We start from the raw sequence: 16,780 nt of genomic DNA on the forward strand, positions 1-16,780 counted from the left end.
CGGGCGTTGGCCCAAGTCTAGCAGGATGTGGCGGCCTGTCAGTGACTGCTGGTGGCCGGGGCAGGGGAGCCCGGGGCTGCCGCTTCCTCGGGCAGATCCAGGCTGTAGGTGCAGCCGGCCAGGGTCTTGCCGGGGTGGGAGGCCACGGTGGAGACACTGAGGATGATCGACTCGATCTGGGCCTCGCCGGTCCTCGGGTCGGTCACATCGCGGCTGACCACCTCGCGGCCGGCCATGAACTTGCCGTCCTGGTCGTAGCCCGTCTCCAGGGCCAGGCGCTTGGCCAGCGGGCGTGGGTCGGCCTGGTCGAGGACGGCCATGACGCTGGCGCCCGCCACCGCCACCCGCTCGGTGTTCACGCCGAATACGCTGATCGGCTGGGCCAACCGGTATTCGCTCATGAACTGGTTGCCCTGCGGCAGCGGCTGCAGGCCCTGGGCCACGGCCTTGAGCGGGTCGGACAGCAATGGTGCCAGCGCGGCCTGGTCGGCCACGCCCTGGCGGCATTCGATCAGGGCCGGGAGGTCCAGGCTGGAGGCGAAGGCGGAGGGAGCGGCGAGGGCACAGAGCAGGGGCAGGCAGCAGCGCAGTGACACGGTCGGTTTCCGCAGGCGAAGGGCCGCCATCATAGCCCCGGCGAGCGCCTGAACAGCCCGCTGGGAAGGCGCAGGAAACCGGTCATCGCCAGCCGCACGACCATCAGTGAGAGGGTCAGCACGACCGCAAGCATGGCGACCTGCATCGATTGCCCCGCGATGCGCGCCACCGCCGGCCACAGGCCCGGGCTGGTCAGCCAGGGCATCAGTTCCGCTGCGGCGGTCCTGCCCACTTTCATGTAGATCACGGCCAGCACGAACAGCACCAGCAGCGAGGTGCGGCTGGCATGGAAGAACGGGAGCGCGTTGACCGGCCTGCCAAGCCGCTGCTGCAGCAGCGTTCGCCACAGCACCGGCAGGGTCAAGGCACCGACCAGTACCAGTACCATCGAGTTTCCCACAGCCCGGGCAGGTGGGCGGGTTCCGCTCTATCTGTGAGGTGGGGGCCGATCATGCCGATCGCCAGCCCGGCCAGCAGGCACACGGGCGAGAGCAGGGCCAGGCTGCGCAGCAGCCAGTGCCTGCCGCTCGGGTCGCGGGCGCTGAGGCGGCGCACGGTGTAAGCGCCCAGCACCAGCAGGGTGGCGAACAGGCCGGCGCCCATCGCAAACGTCGTGAAGCTGTTCCCTGGGTTCATCCTTTTTCCTTCCGCGTCCTGGCCGGTGTTGAACAGTAGCTCAGCGCATGGGCTGACACTCCAGCCGTGGCGCAGTCAGGGCGGATTCCAGCGCGTGGCCGCCGGGTACCAGCGCAGCCTGACCGGGTAGCCCAGTCGCGCCTGCAGGTGGTCACGCACGGCCGCCGCCGTCGCGCGGTTGGCTGGGGTATCCCGCAGCTCCACCTCCAGCTCCCCGGTCGTGACATCCAGGCCATAGCCGAACAGGTCAGGCAGCTGGGCCCGCAACCAGTCCCGCTGTGCGCGCAGGCGGCGCGTCATCTCCGCTTCGGTCATCGCGGCGCCGGTGATGTAGCGCACACGTTGCGGGCCATCCGCCCCTGGATGTGTCTCATCGGCCTCGGGTGCGGCGCCTGCCAGTCGCACGACAACGTTCCAGCCCCTCGCATTGTCCACCCAGATGCCGGCCAGACGTGCCGCGTGCCGCGCTTCCAAGCGCTCGATCAGTGCCCGTTGCTGGGCAGTGGCGACGATGTTGCGGGTGTCGCGCTCGCTGCTGCCGAAGAACGCCCGTAGTTCGGCGATCTTTGCGGCGATGTCGGCCTCGCTGTCGCTGGTGGGGAACGGTGAGGGACGGTCAGGATCGGGCATCAGGCCTGCCCCGGACTGCAGTAGCGCGGCAAGCACAAGTGCGGGCAGGGTCATGCTGCGCTCCTCTTCCGTGAGTGCGTGGGCTCGGAACAGGGCCCGGTGTCAGCGCTCGCCGGCGTAGGGGTCGGCGATGCCCAGCTCGGCCAGGATCTCCCGTTCCAGCTGCTCCATCGCCTCGGCTTCCTTGTCGTCCTCGTGGTCCCAGCCAAGCAGGTGCAGCACGCCGTGTACGGTCAGATGCGCGTAATGGGCATTGAGCGCCTTGCCCTGTTCGTCGGCCTCCCGTGCCACGACCGGAGCACAGATCACCAGGTCACCCAGCAGCGGGAACTTGACGCCCTTGGGCAGGCCTTCGGGCACTTCGGCCGGGAAGCTGAGCACGTTGGTGGCGTAGTCCTTGCCGCGGTAATGGCGGTTCAACGACTGTCCTTCCTTGGCATCGACCACGCGGATGGCCAGATCGGCCTCGCGGATGCGGCCCTTCAACGCGGCGGCCACCCACTTGCGGAAACTCACTGCCGCCGGCAGGCCGGCACGCGGCAGGGCATAACTGACGGCGACGTCCAGTCGCACGGGACCACGGGTCATGGAGTTGCTCCAGGTTGGATCTGATGCAGGTCGCGGCGGTCGTAGGCGCTGACGATGCGCGCGACCAGCGGGTGGCGGACCACGTCACGGGATTCGAAGAAGGTGAAGCTGACACCCTCGACCTCGCGCAGCACGTCGATGGCGTCGCGCAGGCCGGACTTCACGTGCTTGGGCAGATCGGTCTGGGTCAGGTCGCCGGTGACCACCGCGGTGGATCCGTAGCCCAGGCGGGTCAGGAACATCTTCATCTGCTCGATGGTGGTGTTCTGTGCTTCGTCCAGGATCACGAACGCATCGTTGAGCGTGCGGCCGCGCATGTAGGCCAGCGGCGCGATCTCGATGACGTTCTTCTCCAGCAGCTTGACCACCTTCTCCACGCCCATCATCTCGTACAGGGCGTCGTACAGCGGTCGCAGGTAGGGATCGACCTTCTGGCTCAGGTCGCCGGGCAGGAAGCCCAGCTTCTCGCCGGCTTCCACTGCGGGGCGGACCAGGATCAGCCGCTGCACCCGCGATTCGTTCAGTGCTTCGACTGCGCTGGCCACGGCCAGGAAGGTCTTGCCGGTGCCGGCCGGGCCGATGCCGAAGTTGATGTCGTGGGTAGCGATCTGGTGCAGGTAGCGGGCCTGGTTGGCACCGCGCCCACGTACCGTGCCGCGCTTGACCTTGATCGCCACCTCCTGTGCTTCGTAGGAGCGCTCGGCGATCTGCTCGACATTGGCCTGCGCCAGGCGCAGGTGGATGGCGTGGTTGTCGAAGGTGGTCTCGGTGGTCTCGGCGTAAAGTGCCTCGACCAGCTTCTGCGCCTCGACGATGGCCTCGTTCGGCCCGCTGATGCGGAACACGAAGCCACGGTTGGCGATTTCCACGCCGAGTTTCAGTTCGATCTGCCGCAGATGACCGTCGAACGGGCCACACAGGTTGGCCAGCCGTTCGTTGTCTTCCGGCGACAGGGTGAAGTCTCGATGCTCGATGCTTTTCATTGCTTCGGGTGGGGCGGACGCCTTCCACCGCAGTGTATTCAGGGGAGACAAGGGTAGCGCGCGCACGGGGCGCGCGGCCAGCAGCGGGCCGATACGCGGTTTTCCACACCCGGTGTGGACGGGGTGCGCGAAAACCTGTGGATAGGCCCTCGCAGTGCTTGTGCCACAAGGACCATGAGGTGGTGGTGAAAAAACCGTCACGGTCGGTCGGCCCGTGTGACGGCAGCGCATGTTCCGCTGCCAGGCACCCAACACGGACACCGCCTGCCGGTTTTCCACACCGGCTGTGGAATGATGCTGAACCAAGCTGTGGATAGGTGGCGCAGAGCCTTGCGGTAAAAGGCCGGGCAGCCGGCGGTGAAAAAAACACCATGGCTGATTGCAATCATTGTGGGTGCACGGGGCGCATGGCACCGTGGCGCCGTCGCAGGAGGGGATGGCATGGACACCGGTAGCTGGACACGTGGGATCGGACTGGCAGGCCTTGCCCTGCTGGCAGGCTGTGGCAAGGCGCCTCCGGTTGCACTGGGGACACTGGAGTGGGACCGGATCACAGTGCCGGCACCGGCGGCCGAGGTGATCGCTACGGTGGATGTGCGCGAGGGCCAGCAGGTCACGGCCGGTACCGTGCTGATGCAGCTCGACCCGGCGCGCGGCGATGCGCAGTTTGCCGCCGCCCAGGCCGACACGGTGCGCGCGCAGGCGCAGCTGGAGGAATTGAAGATCGGGCCGCGCCCGGAACAGATCGCACAGGCCCAGGCACAGCTGGCCGCGTTACGGGCGCAGTCTGCCGAAGCCAGTGCCTACTACCGCCGCGTGCAACCGCTGGCACGCCAGCGCCTGGTCGCCGCCGCCGAGCTGGACCGCGCACGGGCTGCGGCCGGCAATGCCGAAGCCAGTGCGCGTGCCGCCGAGCAGGCCTGGCTGGAGCTGGTGCATGGCAGCCGGGCGCAGGACATCGCCCAGGGCAAGGCTGCGGCTGACGCCGCGCAGGCGCAGCAGGCGGTGCAGGGCGTCAACCTGCAGAAGCTGCAGCTGCGCGCGCCCCGCGATGGCGTCGTCGATGCCTTGCCCTACCGGCAGGGCGACCAGGCGCCGATCGGCGCACCGCTGGCGGTGATGCTGGTCGGCGAGCGTCCCTATGCGCGCGTCTACCTGCCGCAGCCATTGCGGTTGCAGGTCAAGGTCGGGCAGGCCGCGCAGGTGCATCTGGAAGGGCAAGGCGTTGCGTTGAAGGGGCATGTGCGCTCGATCCGCAGCGAGCCTTCGTTTACTCCGTACTACGCATTGACCGGTGACGACGCCGCACGCCTTAGCTACCTCGCCGAGATCGAAGTGGACGACGCCGCCGACATGCAGAAGCTGCCGGCGGGAATGCCGGTACAGGTGAGCTTCTGAACACCGGTGACGACATTGCGGTGCATGCGCAGGGCCTGACCCGCCGCTTTGGCGACCTGCTGGCCGTGGACAACGTCGACCTGACCGTACCGCGCGGACAGGTGTATGGCTTTCTGGGTCCGAACGGGTCGGGCAAGTCGACCACCATCCGCATGCTGTGCGGCCTGCTGGAACCGAGTGCCGGCCAGATTGAGGTACTGGGCCTGGCCGTGCCGGAGCAGGCCGAAGCGCTGCGCCGGCGCATCGGCTACATGACCCAGCGTTTCTCGTTGTATGAAGACCTGTCGGTGCGCGAGAACCTGGAGTTCCTCGCCGCCATCCAGGACATGCCGCGCACGCAGGCGCGGCAGCGCGTCGATGCACTGCTGCAGCAGTACCGGCTGCAGGATCGGCAGCCGCAGCTGGCCGGCACGCTCAGTGGTGGGCAGAAGCAGCGCCTCGCCCTGGCGGGTGCCGTGGTGCATTCGCCCGAACTGCTGTTCCTGGACGAGCCGACCAGCGCGGTCGATCCGGAATCGCGCCGCGATTTCTGGGAGGCCCTGTTCGAGCTGGCTGATGCGGGCACCACGGTGCTGGTGTCGACCCACTACATGGACGAAGCCGAGCGCTGCCACCGGCTGGCGATCCTCGATCGAGGCGCGCTGGTTGCCGATGGCACGCCGGCCGAACTCTGCGCACGGCTGGACGGCCGCACGTTGCAGGTCACGTCGGCGCAGCCGCGCCAGGCCAGCCGCGCGCTGGCCGAACTGCCTGGCGTGCTGAGCGTGGCACAGATCGGCACGCAGCTGCGCGTACTGTGCAGTGAAGGCGCGGCCGACATGCCCACGTTGCACCACGCATTGGCTGGTGCCGATCCGCGGGCCCGCATCGATGCGGTGGCCCCGAACCTGGAAGACGTGTTCGTCGCTGCCACCCGCGGCCGTGGCAGGGAGCCAGCAGCATGAACCTGCGCCGGCTGTGGGCGATCATGCTCAAGGAGCTGCGCCAGCTGCGCCGCGACCGCATCACGCTGGCGATGATCGTCGGCATTCCGGTGATGCAGCTGCTGTTGTTCGGCTATGCGATCAATCTCAACCTGCGCCACCTCGATGCCGGTGTCGCCGACCAGGCCAACAGTGCGGCCTCGCGCGCGCTGGTGCAGGACATGGTCGCCACGGGGGTGGTCACGCCGCGCAGCGAAGCCTATACGCCTGACCAGCTGATGCAGGCGCTGCGCCGGGGCGAGATCAGCGTTGGCATCGTGGTGCCGGCCGATTTCGAGCGTCGCCGTTTCGATGGGCGCGAAGCGGTACAGGTGCTGGTCGATGGCAGCGACACCGTGGTGCAGAGCGCGGCGATCCAGCTGGCGCAGGTGCCGCTGGAGACGCGCCCGACCAGCAACACGCGGCCGCTGCGCGAAGGCAGCATCGCCGGTGGTCCAATCAGCGTGACCAGCTTCTACAACCCGCAGCGGCGCTCGGCGGTGAACATCGTGCCGGGCCTGATCGGGGTGATCCTGACCATGACCCTGGTGATGTTCACGGCCGTGGCGGTGGTGCGTGAGCGCGAGCGCGGCAACATGGAACTGCTGATCGCCACGCCGGTGTCGCGCAGCGAACTGATGGTCGGCAAGGTGCTGCCCTATGCGGCCATTGGCCTGCTGCAGACCACCCTGGTGCTGGTGCTGGGCACCTGGCTGTTCCAGGTGCCGATCCGCGGCAGCCTGCTCGATATCTACCTGGCTGCGGTACTGCTGGTGCTGGCCAACCTGGCGCTGGGCCTGCTGATTTCCACGCGCGCTCGCTCGCAGTTCCAAGCGATGCAGATGACGTTGTTCCTGTTCCTGCCGTCGATCCTGCTGTCGGGCTTCATGTTCCCGTTCGCGGGCATGCCGCGGCCGGTGCAGTGGCTGGCCGAAGTGCTGCCGCTGACCCACTTCCTGCGCCTGGTGCGCGGCATCATGCTGCGCGGCGCCTCGCTGTGGGAACTATGGCACGACGCGCTGGCGCTGCTGGCCTTCATCGTGGTGATGATGACGCTGGCGATCCTGCGTTTCCGCAAGCGGCTGGATTGAGGGATGCCGACCAATGGTCGGCACACCCAGACCTTACTCCGCCACCACCCGCGCGCGCAGCGAATTGGTCAACGCTTCGGTGATCACAACATCCACGAACTGGCCGATCAACCGTGCCGGCGCCGGGAAGTTCACCGAACGCATGTTCTCGGTCTTGCCGGTCAGCTCGTTCGGGTTCTTGCGCGAGGGCCCTTCCACCAGCACGGTCTGCACGGTGCCGACCATCTTCTCGGAGATGCCGGCAGCATGTGCATTGATGCGCTCCTGCAGGCGCGACAGGCGGGCATGCTTCTCGGCATCGCTGATGGTGTCCTCCAGATCCGCAGCCGGGGTGCCCGGGCGACGCGAATAGATGAAGGAGAAGCTGTGGTCGAAGCCGATGTCTTCGATCAGCTTCATGGTCTTCTCGAAGTCGGCATCGGTCTCGCCGGGGAAGCCGACGATGAAGTCCGAGCTGATCGAGATGTCCGGGCGCACCGCGCGCAGCTTGCGGATCTTCGACTTGAACTCCAGCGCGGTGTAGCCGCGCTTCATCGCCGACAGTACGCGGTCGCTGCCGGCCTGCACCGGCAGGTGCAGGAAGTTGGCCAGCTGCGGTACGTCGCGGAACGCATCGATCAGCGAATCGCTGAACTCCAGCGGGTGCGAGGTGGTGAAGCGGATGCGGCCAACGCCATCAATCTCGGCGATGGTGCGGATCAGCAGGCCGAGGTCGGCGAATTCGCCATCCCCATAGGGCCCGCGATAGGCGTTGACGTTCTGGCCGAGCAGGTTGATCTCGCGCACGCCCTGCGCGGCAAGCTGGGCCACTTCCACCACCACGTCCTCGAACGGGCGGCTGACTTCGGTGCCGCGGGTGTAGGGCACCACGCAGAACGAGCAGTACTTCGAGCAGCCTTCCATGATCGACACGAACGCCGAGGCGCCATCGGCGCGCGGTTCCGGCAGGCGGTCGAACTTCTCGATCTCGGGGAAGCTGATGTCCACCTGCGGGCGCTTCTGCTCGCGACGGGCGCGGATCAGCTCCGGCAGGCGGTGCAGGGTCTGCGGGCCGAACACCAGGTCGACGAACGGCGCGCGCTTGATGATCGCTTCGCCTTCCTGCGAGGCGACGCAGCCGCCTACGCCGATGATGACCTCACGGCCCTTGTTCTTCAGGCCCTTCCACACGCCGAGCTGGCTGAACACCTTCTCCTGCGCCTTCTCGCGGATGGAGCAGGTGTTGACCAGGATGACGTCGGCGTCGTCCGGGCTGTCGGTCAGTTCCAGGCCATCGCTGGCGGCGAGCACGTCGGCCATCTTGGCCGAGTCGTACTCGTTCATCTGGCAACCGTGGGTCTTGATGTACAGCTTGCCCTTGACCTGGTCGGGCTTGCGCGGACCAGCGGGCAGGGCAACGAGCGGGGTACCGCCCGGCGTGGCGGGCGGAAAGACGTCTGGCGTCCCGGTCATGGCGCTTAATCCATTCGGGTGGCGGGAAAGCCGGCAATTCTACCCGCATCCCGCGCCACCCGCCGCGCTGTGCGCTCGCGGGGCACGGCCCCGCGCTACCCGCATCCCGCCGGCCCCGGTAGCGCCGGGCGGTGCCCGGTGGGCGCCCTTACGCCGCCGCCAGCTCCGCATCGATCTGCCGGGAACGGTCGAAGGCGGTCATCGCGCTCATCCGTGCAATGTAATCAGCCGTGGCCGGCGCAGGCTGCACCAGGCCGAAGGCCGTGGTCCAGGCCAGCGCATTGCCCCACAGCACATCGGCGGCGCTCATCGTCTCGCCGAGCAGGTAGGGGCCCTGCGCCAGCTGGGCCTCGACCACCTGCAGCACGGTTTCGGCGTCGTTGTACGGCGACATCAGGCGCGGCGGCGGCTCGCGGTGCATCGCCTTGTCGATCATTGCCGGCTCGAAACAAGCACCATAGAAGGCCATCCAGCGCAGGTAGGGCCCGCGCAGGGCGTCGCCGATCGGCGGGGCCAGTCCGGCTTCCGGATACAGGTCGGCCAGGTACAGATAAATGGCCACCTGTTCGGTCACCAGCGCGCCGTTGTGGACGATGGCCGGCACCTTGCCCATCGGGTTGATGGCCAGATAGGCCGGGGCCAGGTTGGCGCCGGCCTTCAGGTCCAGCACCTGCATGCGGTAGTCGGCACCCAGCGCTTCGAGCAGGGCCACGGCGCCGCTCGAGCGGGAACGGGCGGCGTGGTACAGCGTGATCTGACGGGAATTCATGGCATTGCTCCTTGCGGTGGGTGGTGAACTGGAGGCCATCCTGAGGCACTATTGCGGACGACTTCTGTCCTCGATCCTTCATGCGCCATACCGCCCATCGACTGCTGCGCCTGATCGCCCTGCTGCAGGCCCGCCGCCAGTGGTCCGGGGCAGAGCTGGCCGAGCGCATGGGTGTGGACCGGCGCAGCATCCGTCGCGATATCGAGCGACTGCGCGAACTGGGCTATCCGGTGCAGGCCTCGGCCGGGGTAGGGGGCGGCTACCAGCTGGGGGCCGGGGCACCGGTACTGCCGATGCTGCTGGACGAGGAGGAGGCGACCACTCTGGCGATCGCGCTGCGTGCCGCGTCCGCGACCGTTGCCGGCATCGACGACACCGCCCGTGGCCTGTTGTCCAAGCTCGACCCGCTGGTGCCGACCCGTCGCCGCCAGCAGGCCGGCGAGGTGCATGCGGCGACGGCCACCCTGTCTGACCTTCCGTCCACCGACGCACGCCTGCTCGGGCGGCTGGCCCAGCACTGCCGGCAGGCGTCGCGGCTTGCCTTCGAGTACCGCAGTGCGCAGGACGCGGTCACCCAGCGCGAGGTCGAGGCCCAGCACCTGGTCAACTATGGCCGGCGCTGGTACCTGCTGGCCTGGGACCTGGGACGGCAGGACTGGCGCACCCTGCGCGTGGACCGGATGGGCGCGGTGCGCGAATGCACCGAGCCGGGCCTGCATCGGCGCACGCCAGCGCCCCCGGACGTGATGGTGCGGCAGGCAGTCAGCCAGGCGCCGTTCGCGTTGCAGGCCATCCTCCGCCTGGCCGGCAGCCACGCCGAGCTGGAAGGCCGCATCCCGCCGTGGTGTGGAGTACTGGAAGCGGATGGCCCCGACCACTGCCTGCTGCGCATGGGCGCCGAGAGCCGCGGCATGATGCTGGCGCAGATTCTCAGCCTGGACCGCATACCTGTGGCGCTTTGGACCACCCCGCCGGGGCTGCGCGACGAACTGGCACAGCGCCTGGCAGGCCTCGGCCAGCTGCTGGCTGTGCCGCCGGTCACAGGCTGAGCCACATCGCTTGGCAAGCCCCGGCGAAGCTGGGACACTCGCCGCCATGAAGGGGATACTGGGGACAACGGCGATCATCATCGCTGCGCTGACCGCTGCGCCGGCCAGCGCTGGAACCCTGTACAAGTGCCAGGGGGCGGACGGCGTCACCAGTTATGTGAGCAAGCGGGTGGTCGGCGCGCGCTGCAGCACCATCAGCTACAGCCGTGACACCCGCCCGGCGCCGCGCCCGGTTGTGGCTGCACCGAAGCCTGCGCCGACCACTGTCGCCAGCATCGAACGCAATCCGGTCGCCGTGGCGGCCAGCGCCGCTGCGCCAGCCCCGGTCGCGGCACCGGCGGCCTCGCGGGCCGGTCGCATGGTCAGCGGCCAGGTCTATTCCTTCATGAAGGATGGCGTGCGCCACTACACCAGTGCGCGGCCGACCCAGGTGGCCAACCTCGGCCCGGTGCGCACCATCCGTTACAGTTTCATGGAGCGCTGCTACGCCTGCGGCGTCAACCCGCGTGTGGACTTCGGTTCGGTGCGCTTGAACACCACCGCGTTCCAGACCGAGATCACCTCGGCCGCACGCGAGTTCGGCGTCGACGAAGCCGTGGTACGCGCCATCATCCATGCCGAGTCGGCCTACAACCCGACCGCGCTCAGCCGTGCCGGCGCGCAGGGCCTGATGCAGCTGATGCCGCCAACCGCCGCGCGCTTCGGGGTCAGTGACTCCTATGATGCCGGGCAGAACATCCGTGGTGGCGTGCAGTATCTTGCGTGGTTGCTGAAACGCTTCAATGGTGACCTGACCCTGGCCGCAGCCGGCTACAACGCCGGCGAAGGCGCGGTCGACCGCCACGGTGGCGTGCCGCCCTACAGCGAGACCCAGTACTACGTACGCCGGGTCGGGCAGCTGGCCGAACGTTACCGCACCGCATTGACGCACCAGTAGTGTTGGCCGCTGGCCGGCAATCCCAGGGCAATGGCCGGTACTGACCGGCCGCTGGGCGGCAACCCCGCAATCAATGTTGTTGCAATGCGTTGTGTGGCGCGCGACGGTTCCGCTACACTCGCCCATGATTCAATGCGGCTCTGGCCCCCACCGGATCCGCTGGCAGCCTTAAAGCTACCTAATCAATATCGGAGTGCCGGATGGCCAACGATGGGGTACACGATCCAGTCAACACCGGACGTCGGCGTTTTCTTTCTGCCACCACAGCCGTGGTGGGTGCCGTCGGCGTCGGATTCACCGCAGTTCCTTTCATCAAATCCTGGAACCCCAGTGCCCGCGCCAAGCTTGCCGGCGCACCGGTGGTGGCCGACATCAGCGCCCTGCAGGAAGGCCAACGCCTGATCGTGGAATGGCGTGGCCAGCCGATCTGGATCGTCAAGCGGTCCAAGGCCATCCTCGATGCGTTGCATGGGCTGGATGGCCGTCTCAAGGACCCCGAGTCCGGCGAGAAGGACCAGCAGCCGGACTACGTGCTGAAGCAGAACCCCGAGCTGCGCTCGATCAAGCCGGACATCTCCGTACTGGTCGGCCTGTGCACGCACCTGGGCTGCTCGCCGGAAATGGTCGCCGAGATCCGGCCTGAACCCTACGACCCGCAGTGGAAGGGCGGCTACTTCTGCCCCTGCCACAAGTCGCGCTTCGACATGTCCGGCCGCGTCTTCAAGGACGTGCCGGCGCCGATCAACCTGAAGGTGCCCGCGCACCATTACCAGGACGACAACACCATCATCATCGGTGTCGATCCGCAGGGGGCTGCCTGATGGCCAATATCCTCAGCCGTACCGCCAGCGGCGTGGCCGACTGGGTCAACGCCCGCGCGCCCGGCCTGATGCCGGTCTACCGCAAGCACGTCAGCGAGTACTACGCGCCGAAGAACTTCAACATCTGGTACTACTTCGGTTCGCTGGCGCTGCTGGTGCTGGTCAACCAGATCGTCACCGGCATCTTCCTGACGATGCACTACAAGACCAACGCCGCCGAAGCGTTCGGTTCCATCGAGTACATCATGCGGGACGTGGAGTGGGGCTGGCTGATCCGCTACATGCACTCCACCGGGGCCTCGCTGTTCTTCATCGTGGTCTACCTGCACATGTTCCGCGGCCTGCTGTACGGCAGTTACCAGAAGCCACGCGAGCTGGTGTGGATCCTCGGCATGCTGATCTACCTGGTGCTGATGGCCGAAGCCTTCATGGGCTACGTGCTGCCGTGGGGCCAGATGTCGTTCTGGGGTGCCAAGGTGATCATCTCGCTGTTCGGCGCGATACCGGTGATCGGCAACGGCCTGACCGAATGGATCATGGGCGACTACCTGCCCAGTGACGCCACGCTCAACCGCTTCTTCGCGCTGCATGTCATCGCATTGCCGCTGGTGCTGTTGCTGCTGGTGGTACTGCATCTGGGTGCGCTGCACGAAGTGGGTTCGAACAACCCCGATGGCGTGGAGATCAAGAAGGGGCCGAAGGGCAACCGCTGGTCGCCGAACGCGCCGGCCGACGGCATTCCGTTCCACCCGTACTACACGCTCAAGGATGGCGTCGGTGCGGGCTTCCTGCTGATCATCGCCGCCTTCATCATCTTCTTCGCGCCCGGTTTCGGTGGCCTGTTCCTGGAGCATGACAACTTCACCGAGGCCAACCGCCTGGTGACCCCGGAACACATCAAGCCGGTCTGGTACTACACGCCGTACTACGCGATGTTGCGGGTGGTGCCGAACAAGCTGGGCGGCGTGCTGGTGATGTTCTCGGCCATCGCGATCCTGTTCCTGGTGCCGTGGCTGGACAAGGCGCGGGTGAAGTCGGTGCGCTACCGCGGCTGGATCTCGAAGGTGATGCTGGGCGTGCTGGCGGTGTGCTTCGTGTGGCTGGGCGTGATCGGCTCCGGTCCGGGCACCGACGTGCACGAAACCTACATCGGGCGGGTGCTGACCTTCCTGTACTTCGCGTTCTTCATCACCATGCCGCTATGGACACGGTTGGACAAGACCAAACCGGTACCGGAGAGGGTGACCACCCATGACTGATCGCTGGATGGTCCGGCTGGCCCTGACGGCCGCCCTGATGCTGGGCAGTTTCCTGGCCTCCGCCGCCGAAGGTGGCACCAAGCTTCTGCAGGCCGGCAACGACCTGGGTGACCGTGCCTCGCTGCAGCGCGGCGCGCAGCTGTACATGAACTACTGCTCCGGTTGCCACGCGCTGAAGTACCTGCGCTATTCGCGGATGGCGCAGGACCTGGGCCTGACCGAAGAGGAGGTGATGAACAACCTCAACTTCACCGGCTCGGCGATCGGCGACCCGATCCCGGTGGCGATGCCCAAGGAGAACGCCGAGAAGTGGTTCGGCAAGATGCCGCCGGACCTCAGCCTGATCGCGCGCGTGCGCGGCAGTGACTGGGTCTACACCTATCTCAAGTCGTTCTACCTGGACAGCAGCCGGCCGCTGGGCTGGAACAACGCGCTGTTCGCCAACGCTTCCATGCCCAACCCGCTGTGGGAGATGCAGGGCCTGCAGCATGCCGTGCATGGCAAGCCGGAGGCGCCGGGGATGGACCCGCCGGTGACCGGCCTGAGGATCGAAACGCCGGGTTCGGTCGATGCCGGGCAATACGACCAGGCCGTGCGGGACATCACCAACTTCCTCGAATATGCCGGTGAACCGGCCGCGCTCAAGCGCCAGCAGCTGGGCGTGTGGGTGATCCTGTTCCTGGCCCTGCTGACCTTCCTGCTGTACCTGTTGAAGAAGGAATACTGGAAGGACGTTCACTGATTCTGCTGCCGGCCATCGCATGGGCCTATTGGCTTTTGTGATGGTCGGTTGCACACTCGGGGAGGAGTCGATCGCCGGCACGGTGCCGGCGGCGCCGATGCGGCAGGCGGTCTCCTGTCGTGGGAGAGCCTTTGATGGCGGCGAGCGTACGCATGCGCAATACACTGACGCTGTTTTCCTCGAACGACGATGTACTGTGCCACCGTGTACGTCTGGTCCTGGCGGCCAAGGGGGTCACGTTCGACTTCGTTCCGGTCGATCCGCAGAACCCGCCTGAAGACCTGATCGACCTCAATCCGTACCATTCGGTGCCGACCCTGGTCGAACGCGAGCTGGTGCTGTACGCCGCATCGGTGGTCAGCGAGTACCTGGACGAACGTTATCCGCATCCGCCGCTGATGCCGGTCGATCCGCTCTCGCGTGCACGCATCCGCCTGGCGATGCTGCGCATCGAGCACGACTGGGTGCCGCAGGTGCAGGCCATCCAGCTGGGCAACAAGACCCAGGCCGAGGCCGGTCGCAAGCGCCTGAAGGAGCTGCTGACCGCCTCGCTGCCGCTGTTCAAGGCCAGCAAGTTCTTCCTCAATCCGGAAATGAGCCTGGCCGACTGCGCGATGGCGCCGATCATCTGGCGCCTGCAGTCGCTGGATGTACCGCTGCCGAAGGACGGCAAGGCGATCGAGGATTATGGCAACCGCATCTTCCGCCACCCCGGCTTCGTCCGCAGCCTGACCGATCAGGAAAAGAAACTACGCGATCTGCCGGTCTGATCCAGCCACGCGTTACCCGTCTGCACGCCGACCGGCGTGCAGGCGATCCGCCCCGGCGGGCCGCCGGGCGCGTACACTTCACGCATGACCGAAGACTTCTTCCACATGACCAGCCACCGCCCGTACCTGCTGCGGGCGCTGGTGGAATGGATCAACGACAACCAGCTGACCCCGCACATCCTGGTCGACGCCGGCGTTCCCGGCGTGCAGGTCCCGCCTTCGGCGGTCAAGGATGGCCGGGTCGTGCTCAACATCGCCGAACGTGCTGTCGTACGGCTGATGATCGACAACGAGATGGTGAGCTTCTCGGCGCGCTTCTCCGGCACCAGCTATCCGGTACAGGTACCGATCAGCGCCGTGCTGGCCGTCTACGCCCGCGAGACCGGGCAGGGCATGGCGCTGCCGGACGATATTCCAGGCAACGACACCGCGCCGACCAGCGACGAGCTGCTGCACGATGAAGGTACGCCGCCGGACGATACGCCGCCGGCCAATCCGCCGCCCAAGGGCCGCCCGAACCTGCGCGTGGTCAAGTAATGTTTCCGACGCCGCCCCGATGGGCGGCGTTTTCCTTTGCAGGATTTACCGGTGGGTGCAGACCGTTGGTCGGCACTCAAAGCCCTTACACATCCTCGGCATCATCCACATCCGGCCGGATCTGGCTGATCCGCGCCGCCCCCGGGCCGGTGAACGAGATCAGCTGGTCGCCGCGCAGCACCATGCGGCCCACGTGGCGATCGATGCCATCGTAGGAATACTCGAACTTGAAGGTGCGCTCGAATCCGAGCCGTCCATCCTCGCCACGCGACAGTCGCAGGCCGGTGGCATGTACCGCCTGATCCAGCCATTGCACGTCGGCTGCGCGGCAGGCATTGCGCCCCAGCTCGACCGCGCGCTCGGCGGCCGAACGCGCCGCGTTCCAGAAGAAATAGATGATTCCGCCGGCAATCAGCAACAGCAGCAGGGTGGGCATGGCGTCAGCCGTCAGAGGTCGATCCCGCAAAGATGGCGGCGAACGCGCGCTGGATCAAGCGCCTGGCATCAGCGCGTTGGTTCTGGGCCAGTTGAGACCGGTTGAGGCGGTATGACGACCGGTTGCGGCACCGGCGTGGGTTGCATCGGCGTGGCAGTGGGCGAGGGCATCACCAGCGGTGATGTGGCAGTCAACTGCAGCAGCGCTGCCCAGTCCTGCCGGTTGAAGCTGCATTCGTCCTCGCGCCCCGGTGTGCAGCTGGGATCGATGCCGGTGCTGTTGCGTTCGCGTGCCGGAGGCAGCTTGATCAGCCCCGTACGATCCAGCTGCAGCAACCGCATCGCCACGGTGTTCATCACGTTGCCACCGACCAGGTACAGGGTCTGGTCGCCCCCCAGGTTGGCGGCCACCACTACTTCGCAATGCGATTTCCAGTGGCCCACCGAGCCGTTGCCCAGTGCCTGCACCAGCCCGCTGTAGCTAAGCGTGGTGCCGCGGTCGCGCAGGAAGCACAGCAGGTCGCCCGGTGCGGGCTTTGCGGTCGCGGGATCGACCAGCCGGTACGGCACGCCCGAGGGGCCGCCCTGGTACGCGGCACGGATGTAGTCGATGTGGCGTGGCGACGTGTTGAAGCCGGGAACGCCGGACTGCACCATCACCCAGGAAATGAAGGCGGCCGACCACGGGTTGTCGATCAGGAAGGCGCGGCAGTCACTGTCGGTGTAGCGCGTGCCCAGCGGTGCCAGGCAGCTGCTGGCGCCTGCGATGCTGCCCATCGCGTTGAGCGTGCCGCTGTTGCGCCAGTAGCCGGCCACTCGCCGCCAGGCGATCAGGCCGTTGTCGGCCAGGTGATCGCTTTCGGCTTCGGTGACGCTGAGGCTGGCCGCACGGCCATCACGATCGATGAAGGGGCGGAACCACAACCGGTGCTCGTTGCAGGCGGTGTTGCGGATGGCCACCGCCAATGGGCTCAGGCCGAAGCGCGGTGGCACATCGCAGGCTTCGGCGGCAGCCGCAGACAGCGGGGTCGCGGCCAGCAGCAGGCAGGCAGGCAAGAGCATCCGGCGCATGCGCGGCTCCTGTGGGGGATGACCGCAGCGTCGCAGCGCCGTCGTGAACGCCG

The 16,780-nt window shown here is 67.0% G+C and carries 18 protein-coding genes and 1 pseudogene; 10 read left to right on the forward strand and 9 right to left on the reverse strand.

What is annotated here, in order from left to right:
* Nucleotides 1-38: 38 nt before the first annotated feature.
* From ACZK4H_RS07265 to ACZK4H_RS07285, 5 genes and pseudogenes are all read right to left on the reverse strand, one after another.
* Nucleotides 39-626 (reverse strand): hypothetical protein, encoded by a 588-nt coding sequence (locus tag ACZK4H_RS07265; protein ID WP_099552722.1) that lies wholly within the window; start codon nt 624-626, stop codon nt 39-41.
* A pseudogene (locus tag ACZK4H_RS07270) lies at nt 626-1,233 on the reverse strand (hypothetical protein). The gene ACZK4H_RS07265 and the pseudogene ACZK4H_RS07270 overlap by 1 nt, the downstream one beginning before the upstream one ends.
* A gap of 75 nt (nt 1,234-1,308) precedes the next feature.
* Nucleotides 1,309-1,917, reverse strand: a complete 609-nt coding sequence (locus tag ACZK4H_RS07275) for a hypothetical protein (protein ID WP_099552711.1) — start codon at nt 1,915-1,917, stop codon at nt 1,309-1,311.
* A 48-nt stretch (nt 1,918-1,965) separates the two neighbouring features.
* The gene (gene ybeY, locus ACZK4H_RS07280; protein ID WP_032130232.1) at nt 1,966-2,451 is read right to left on the reverse strand and encodes an rRNA maturation RNase YbeY; all 486 of its coding nucleotides are present in this window, start codon (nt 2,449-2,451) and stop codon (nt 1,966-1,968) included.
* A complete protein-coding gene (locus ACZK4H_RS07285) occupies nt 2,448-3,434 on the reverse strand; it encodes a PhoH family protein (RefSeq protein ID WP_099552710.1) in 987 nt (328 codons plus the stop codon). Before ACZK4H_RS07285 ends, ybeY begins: the two co-directional genes overlap by 4 nt.
* 441 nt (nt 3,435-3,875) lie before the next feature.
* Here ACZK4H_RS07285 and ACZK4H_RS07290 point away from each other — a divergent pair, with 441 nt between their 5' ends.
* From ACZK4H_RS07290 to ACZK4H_RS07300, 3 genes are read left to right on the forward strand one after another with little or no spacing between them, the layout of a single operon-like run.
* Entirely contained in the window at nt 3,876-4,832 is a 957-nt protein-coding gene (locus ACZK4H_RS07290) for an HlyD family secretion protein (RefSeq protein ID WP_099552709.1), read from the forward strand.
* A gap of 20 nt (nt 4,833-4,852) precedes the next feature.
* Nucleotides 4,853-5,776: an ABC transporter ATP-binding protein gene (locus ACZK4H_RS07295; protein ID WP_099552708.1), complete on the forward strand. Its 924-nt coding sequence runs from the start codon at nt 4,853-4,855 to the stop codon at nt 5,774-5,776.
* Nucleotides 5,773-6,885 carry an ABC transporter permease gene (locus ACZK4H_RS07300; RefSeq protein ID WP_099552707.1) on the forward strand — a complete coding sequence of 371 codons (1,113 nt, stop codon included), beginning with the start codon at nt 5,773-5,775 and terminating at the stop codon, nt 6,883-6,885. The genes ACZK4H_RS07295 and ACZK4H_RS07300 overlap by 4 nt, the downstream gene beginning before the upstream one ends.
* Before the next feature lie 33 nt (nt 6,886-6,918).
* Here ACZK4H_RS07300 and miaB read toward each other — a convergent pair whose 3' ends face one another.
* Complete coding sequence (gene miaB, locus ACZK4H_RS07305; protein WP_004151967.1) at nt 6,919-8,337, reverse strand: tRNA (N6-isopentenyl adenosine(37)-C2)-methylthiotransferase MiaB; 1,419 nt, start codon at nt 8,335-8,337, stop codon at nt 6,919-6,921.
* A 148-nt stretch (nt 8,338-8,485) separates the two neighbouring features.
* A complete protein-coding gene (locus ACZK4H_RS07310; protein WP_005415942.1) occupies nt 8,486-9,106 on the reverse strand; it encodes a glutathione S-transferase family protein in 621 nt (206 codons plus the stop codon).
* Between the two features lie 80 nt (nt 9,107-9,186).
* On the opposite strand from ACZK4H_RS07310, the gene ACZK4H_RS07315 reads away from it, so the two are divergent.
* From ACZK4H_RS07315 to ACZK4H_RS07345, 7 genes are all read left to right on the forward strand, one after another.
* A complete protein-coding gene (locus tag ACZK4H_RS07315; protein WP_099552706.1) occupies nt 9,187-10,155 on the forward strand; it encodes a helix-turn-helix transcriptional regulator in 969 nt (322 codons plus the stop codon).
* A 46-nt stretch (nt 10,156-10,201) separates the two neighbouring features.
* Nucleotides 10,202-11,092, forward strand: coding sequence for a lytic transglycosylase domain-containing protein (locus ACZK4H_RS07320; protein ID WP_099552705.1), 891 nt, complete (start codon nt 10,202-10,204; stop codon nt 11,090-11,092).
* Between the two features lie 200 nt (nt 11,093-11,292).
* Nucleotides 11,293-11,913 (forward strand): ubiquinol-cytochrome c reductase iron-sulfur subunit, encoded by a 621-nt coding sequence (gene petA, locus ACZK4H_RS07325; protein WP_004151998.1) that lies wholly within the window; start codon nt 11,293-11,295, stop codon nt 11,911-11,913.
* Nucleotides 11,913-13,172 (forward strand): cytochrome b, encoded by a 1,260-nt coding sequence (locus ACZK4H_RS07330; RefSeq protein WP_006429450.1) that lies wholly within the window; start codon nt 11,913-11,915, stop codon nt 13,170-13,172. The genes petA and ACZK4H_RS07330 overlap by 1 nt, the downstream gene beginning before the upstream one ends.
* Nucleotides 13,165-13,914: a cytochrome c1 gene (locus tag ACZK4H_RS07335; RefSeq protein ID WP_099552704.1), complete on the forward strand. Its 750-nt coding sequence runs from the start codon at nt 13,165-13,167 to the stop codon at nt 13,912-13,914. The genes ACZK4H_RS07330 and ACZK4H_RS07335 overlap by 8 nt, the downstream gene beginning before the upstream one ends.
* Before the next feature lie 134 nt (nt 13,915-14,048).
* On the forward strand, nt 14,049-14,684 hold the full coding sequence (locus ACZK4H_RS07340) for a glutathione S-transferase N-terminal domain-containing protein (RefSeq protein WP_005408842.1): 636 nt from the start codon (nt 14,049-14,051) through the stop codon (nt 14,682-14,684).
* Between the two features lie 84 nt (nt 14,685-14,768).
* Complete coding sequence (locus tag ACZK4H_RS07345) at nt 14,769-15,221, forward strand: ClpXP protease specificity-enhancing factor (protein WP_099552703.1); 453 nt, start codon at nt 14,769-14,771, stop codon at nt 15,219-15,221.
* An 85-nt stretch (nt 15,222-15,306) separates the two neighbouring features.
* On the opposite strand, the gene ACZK4H_RS07350 is transcribed toward ACZK4H_RS07345, so the two are convergent.
* Both ACZK4H_RS07350 and ACZK4H_RS07355 read right to left on the reverse strand, forming a co-directional pair.
* Entirely contained in the window at nt 15,307-15,657 is a 351-nt protein-coding gene (locus ACZK4H_RS07350) for a DUF3301 domain-containing protein (RefSeq protein ID WP_049436544.1), read from the reverse strand.
* Between the two features lie 68 nt (nt 15,658-15,725).
* Nucleotides 15,726-16,727, reverse strand: coding sequence for a DUF2272 domain-containing protein (locus tag ACZK4H_RS07355; RefSeq protein ID WP_099552702.1), 1,002 nt, complete (start codon nt 16,725-16,727; stop codon nt 15,726-15,728).
* Between the last annotated feature and the right edge of the window lie 53 nt (nt 16,728-16,780).

Source organism: Stenotrophomonas sp. 78350_Sma (assembly GCF_056482105.1).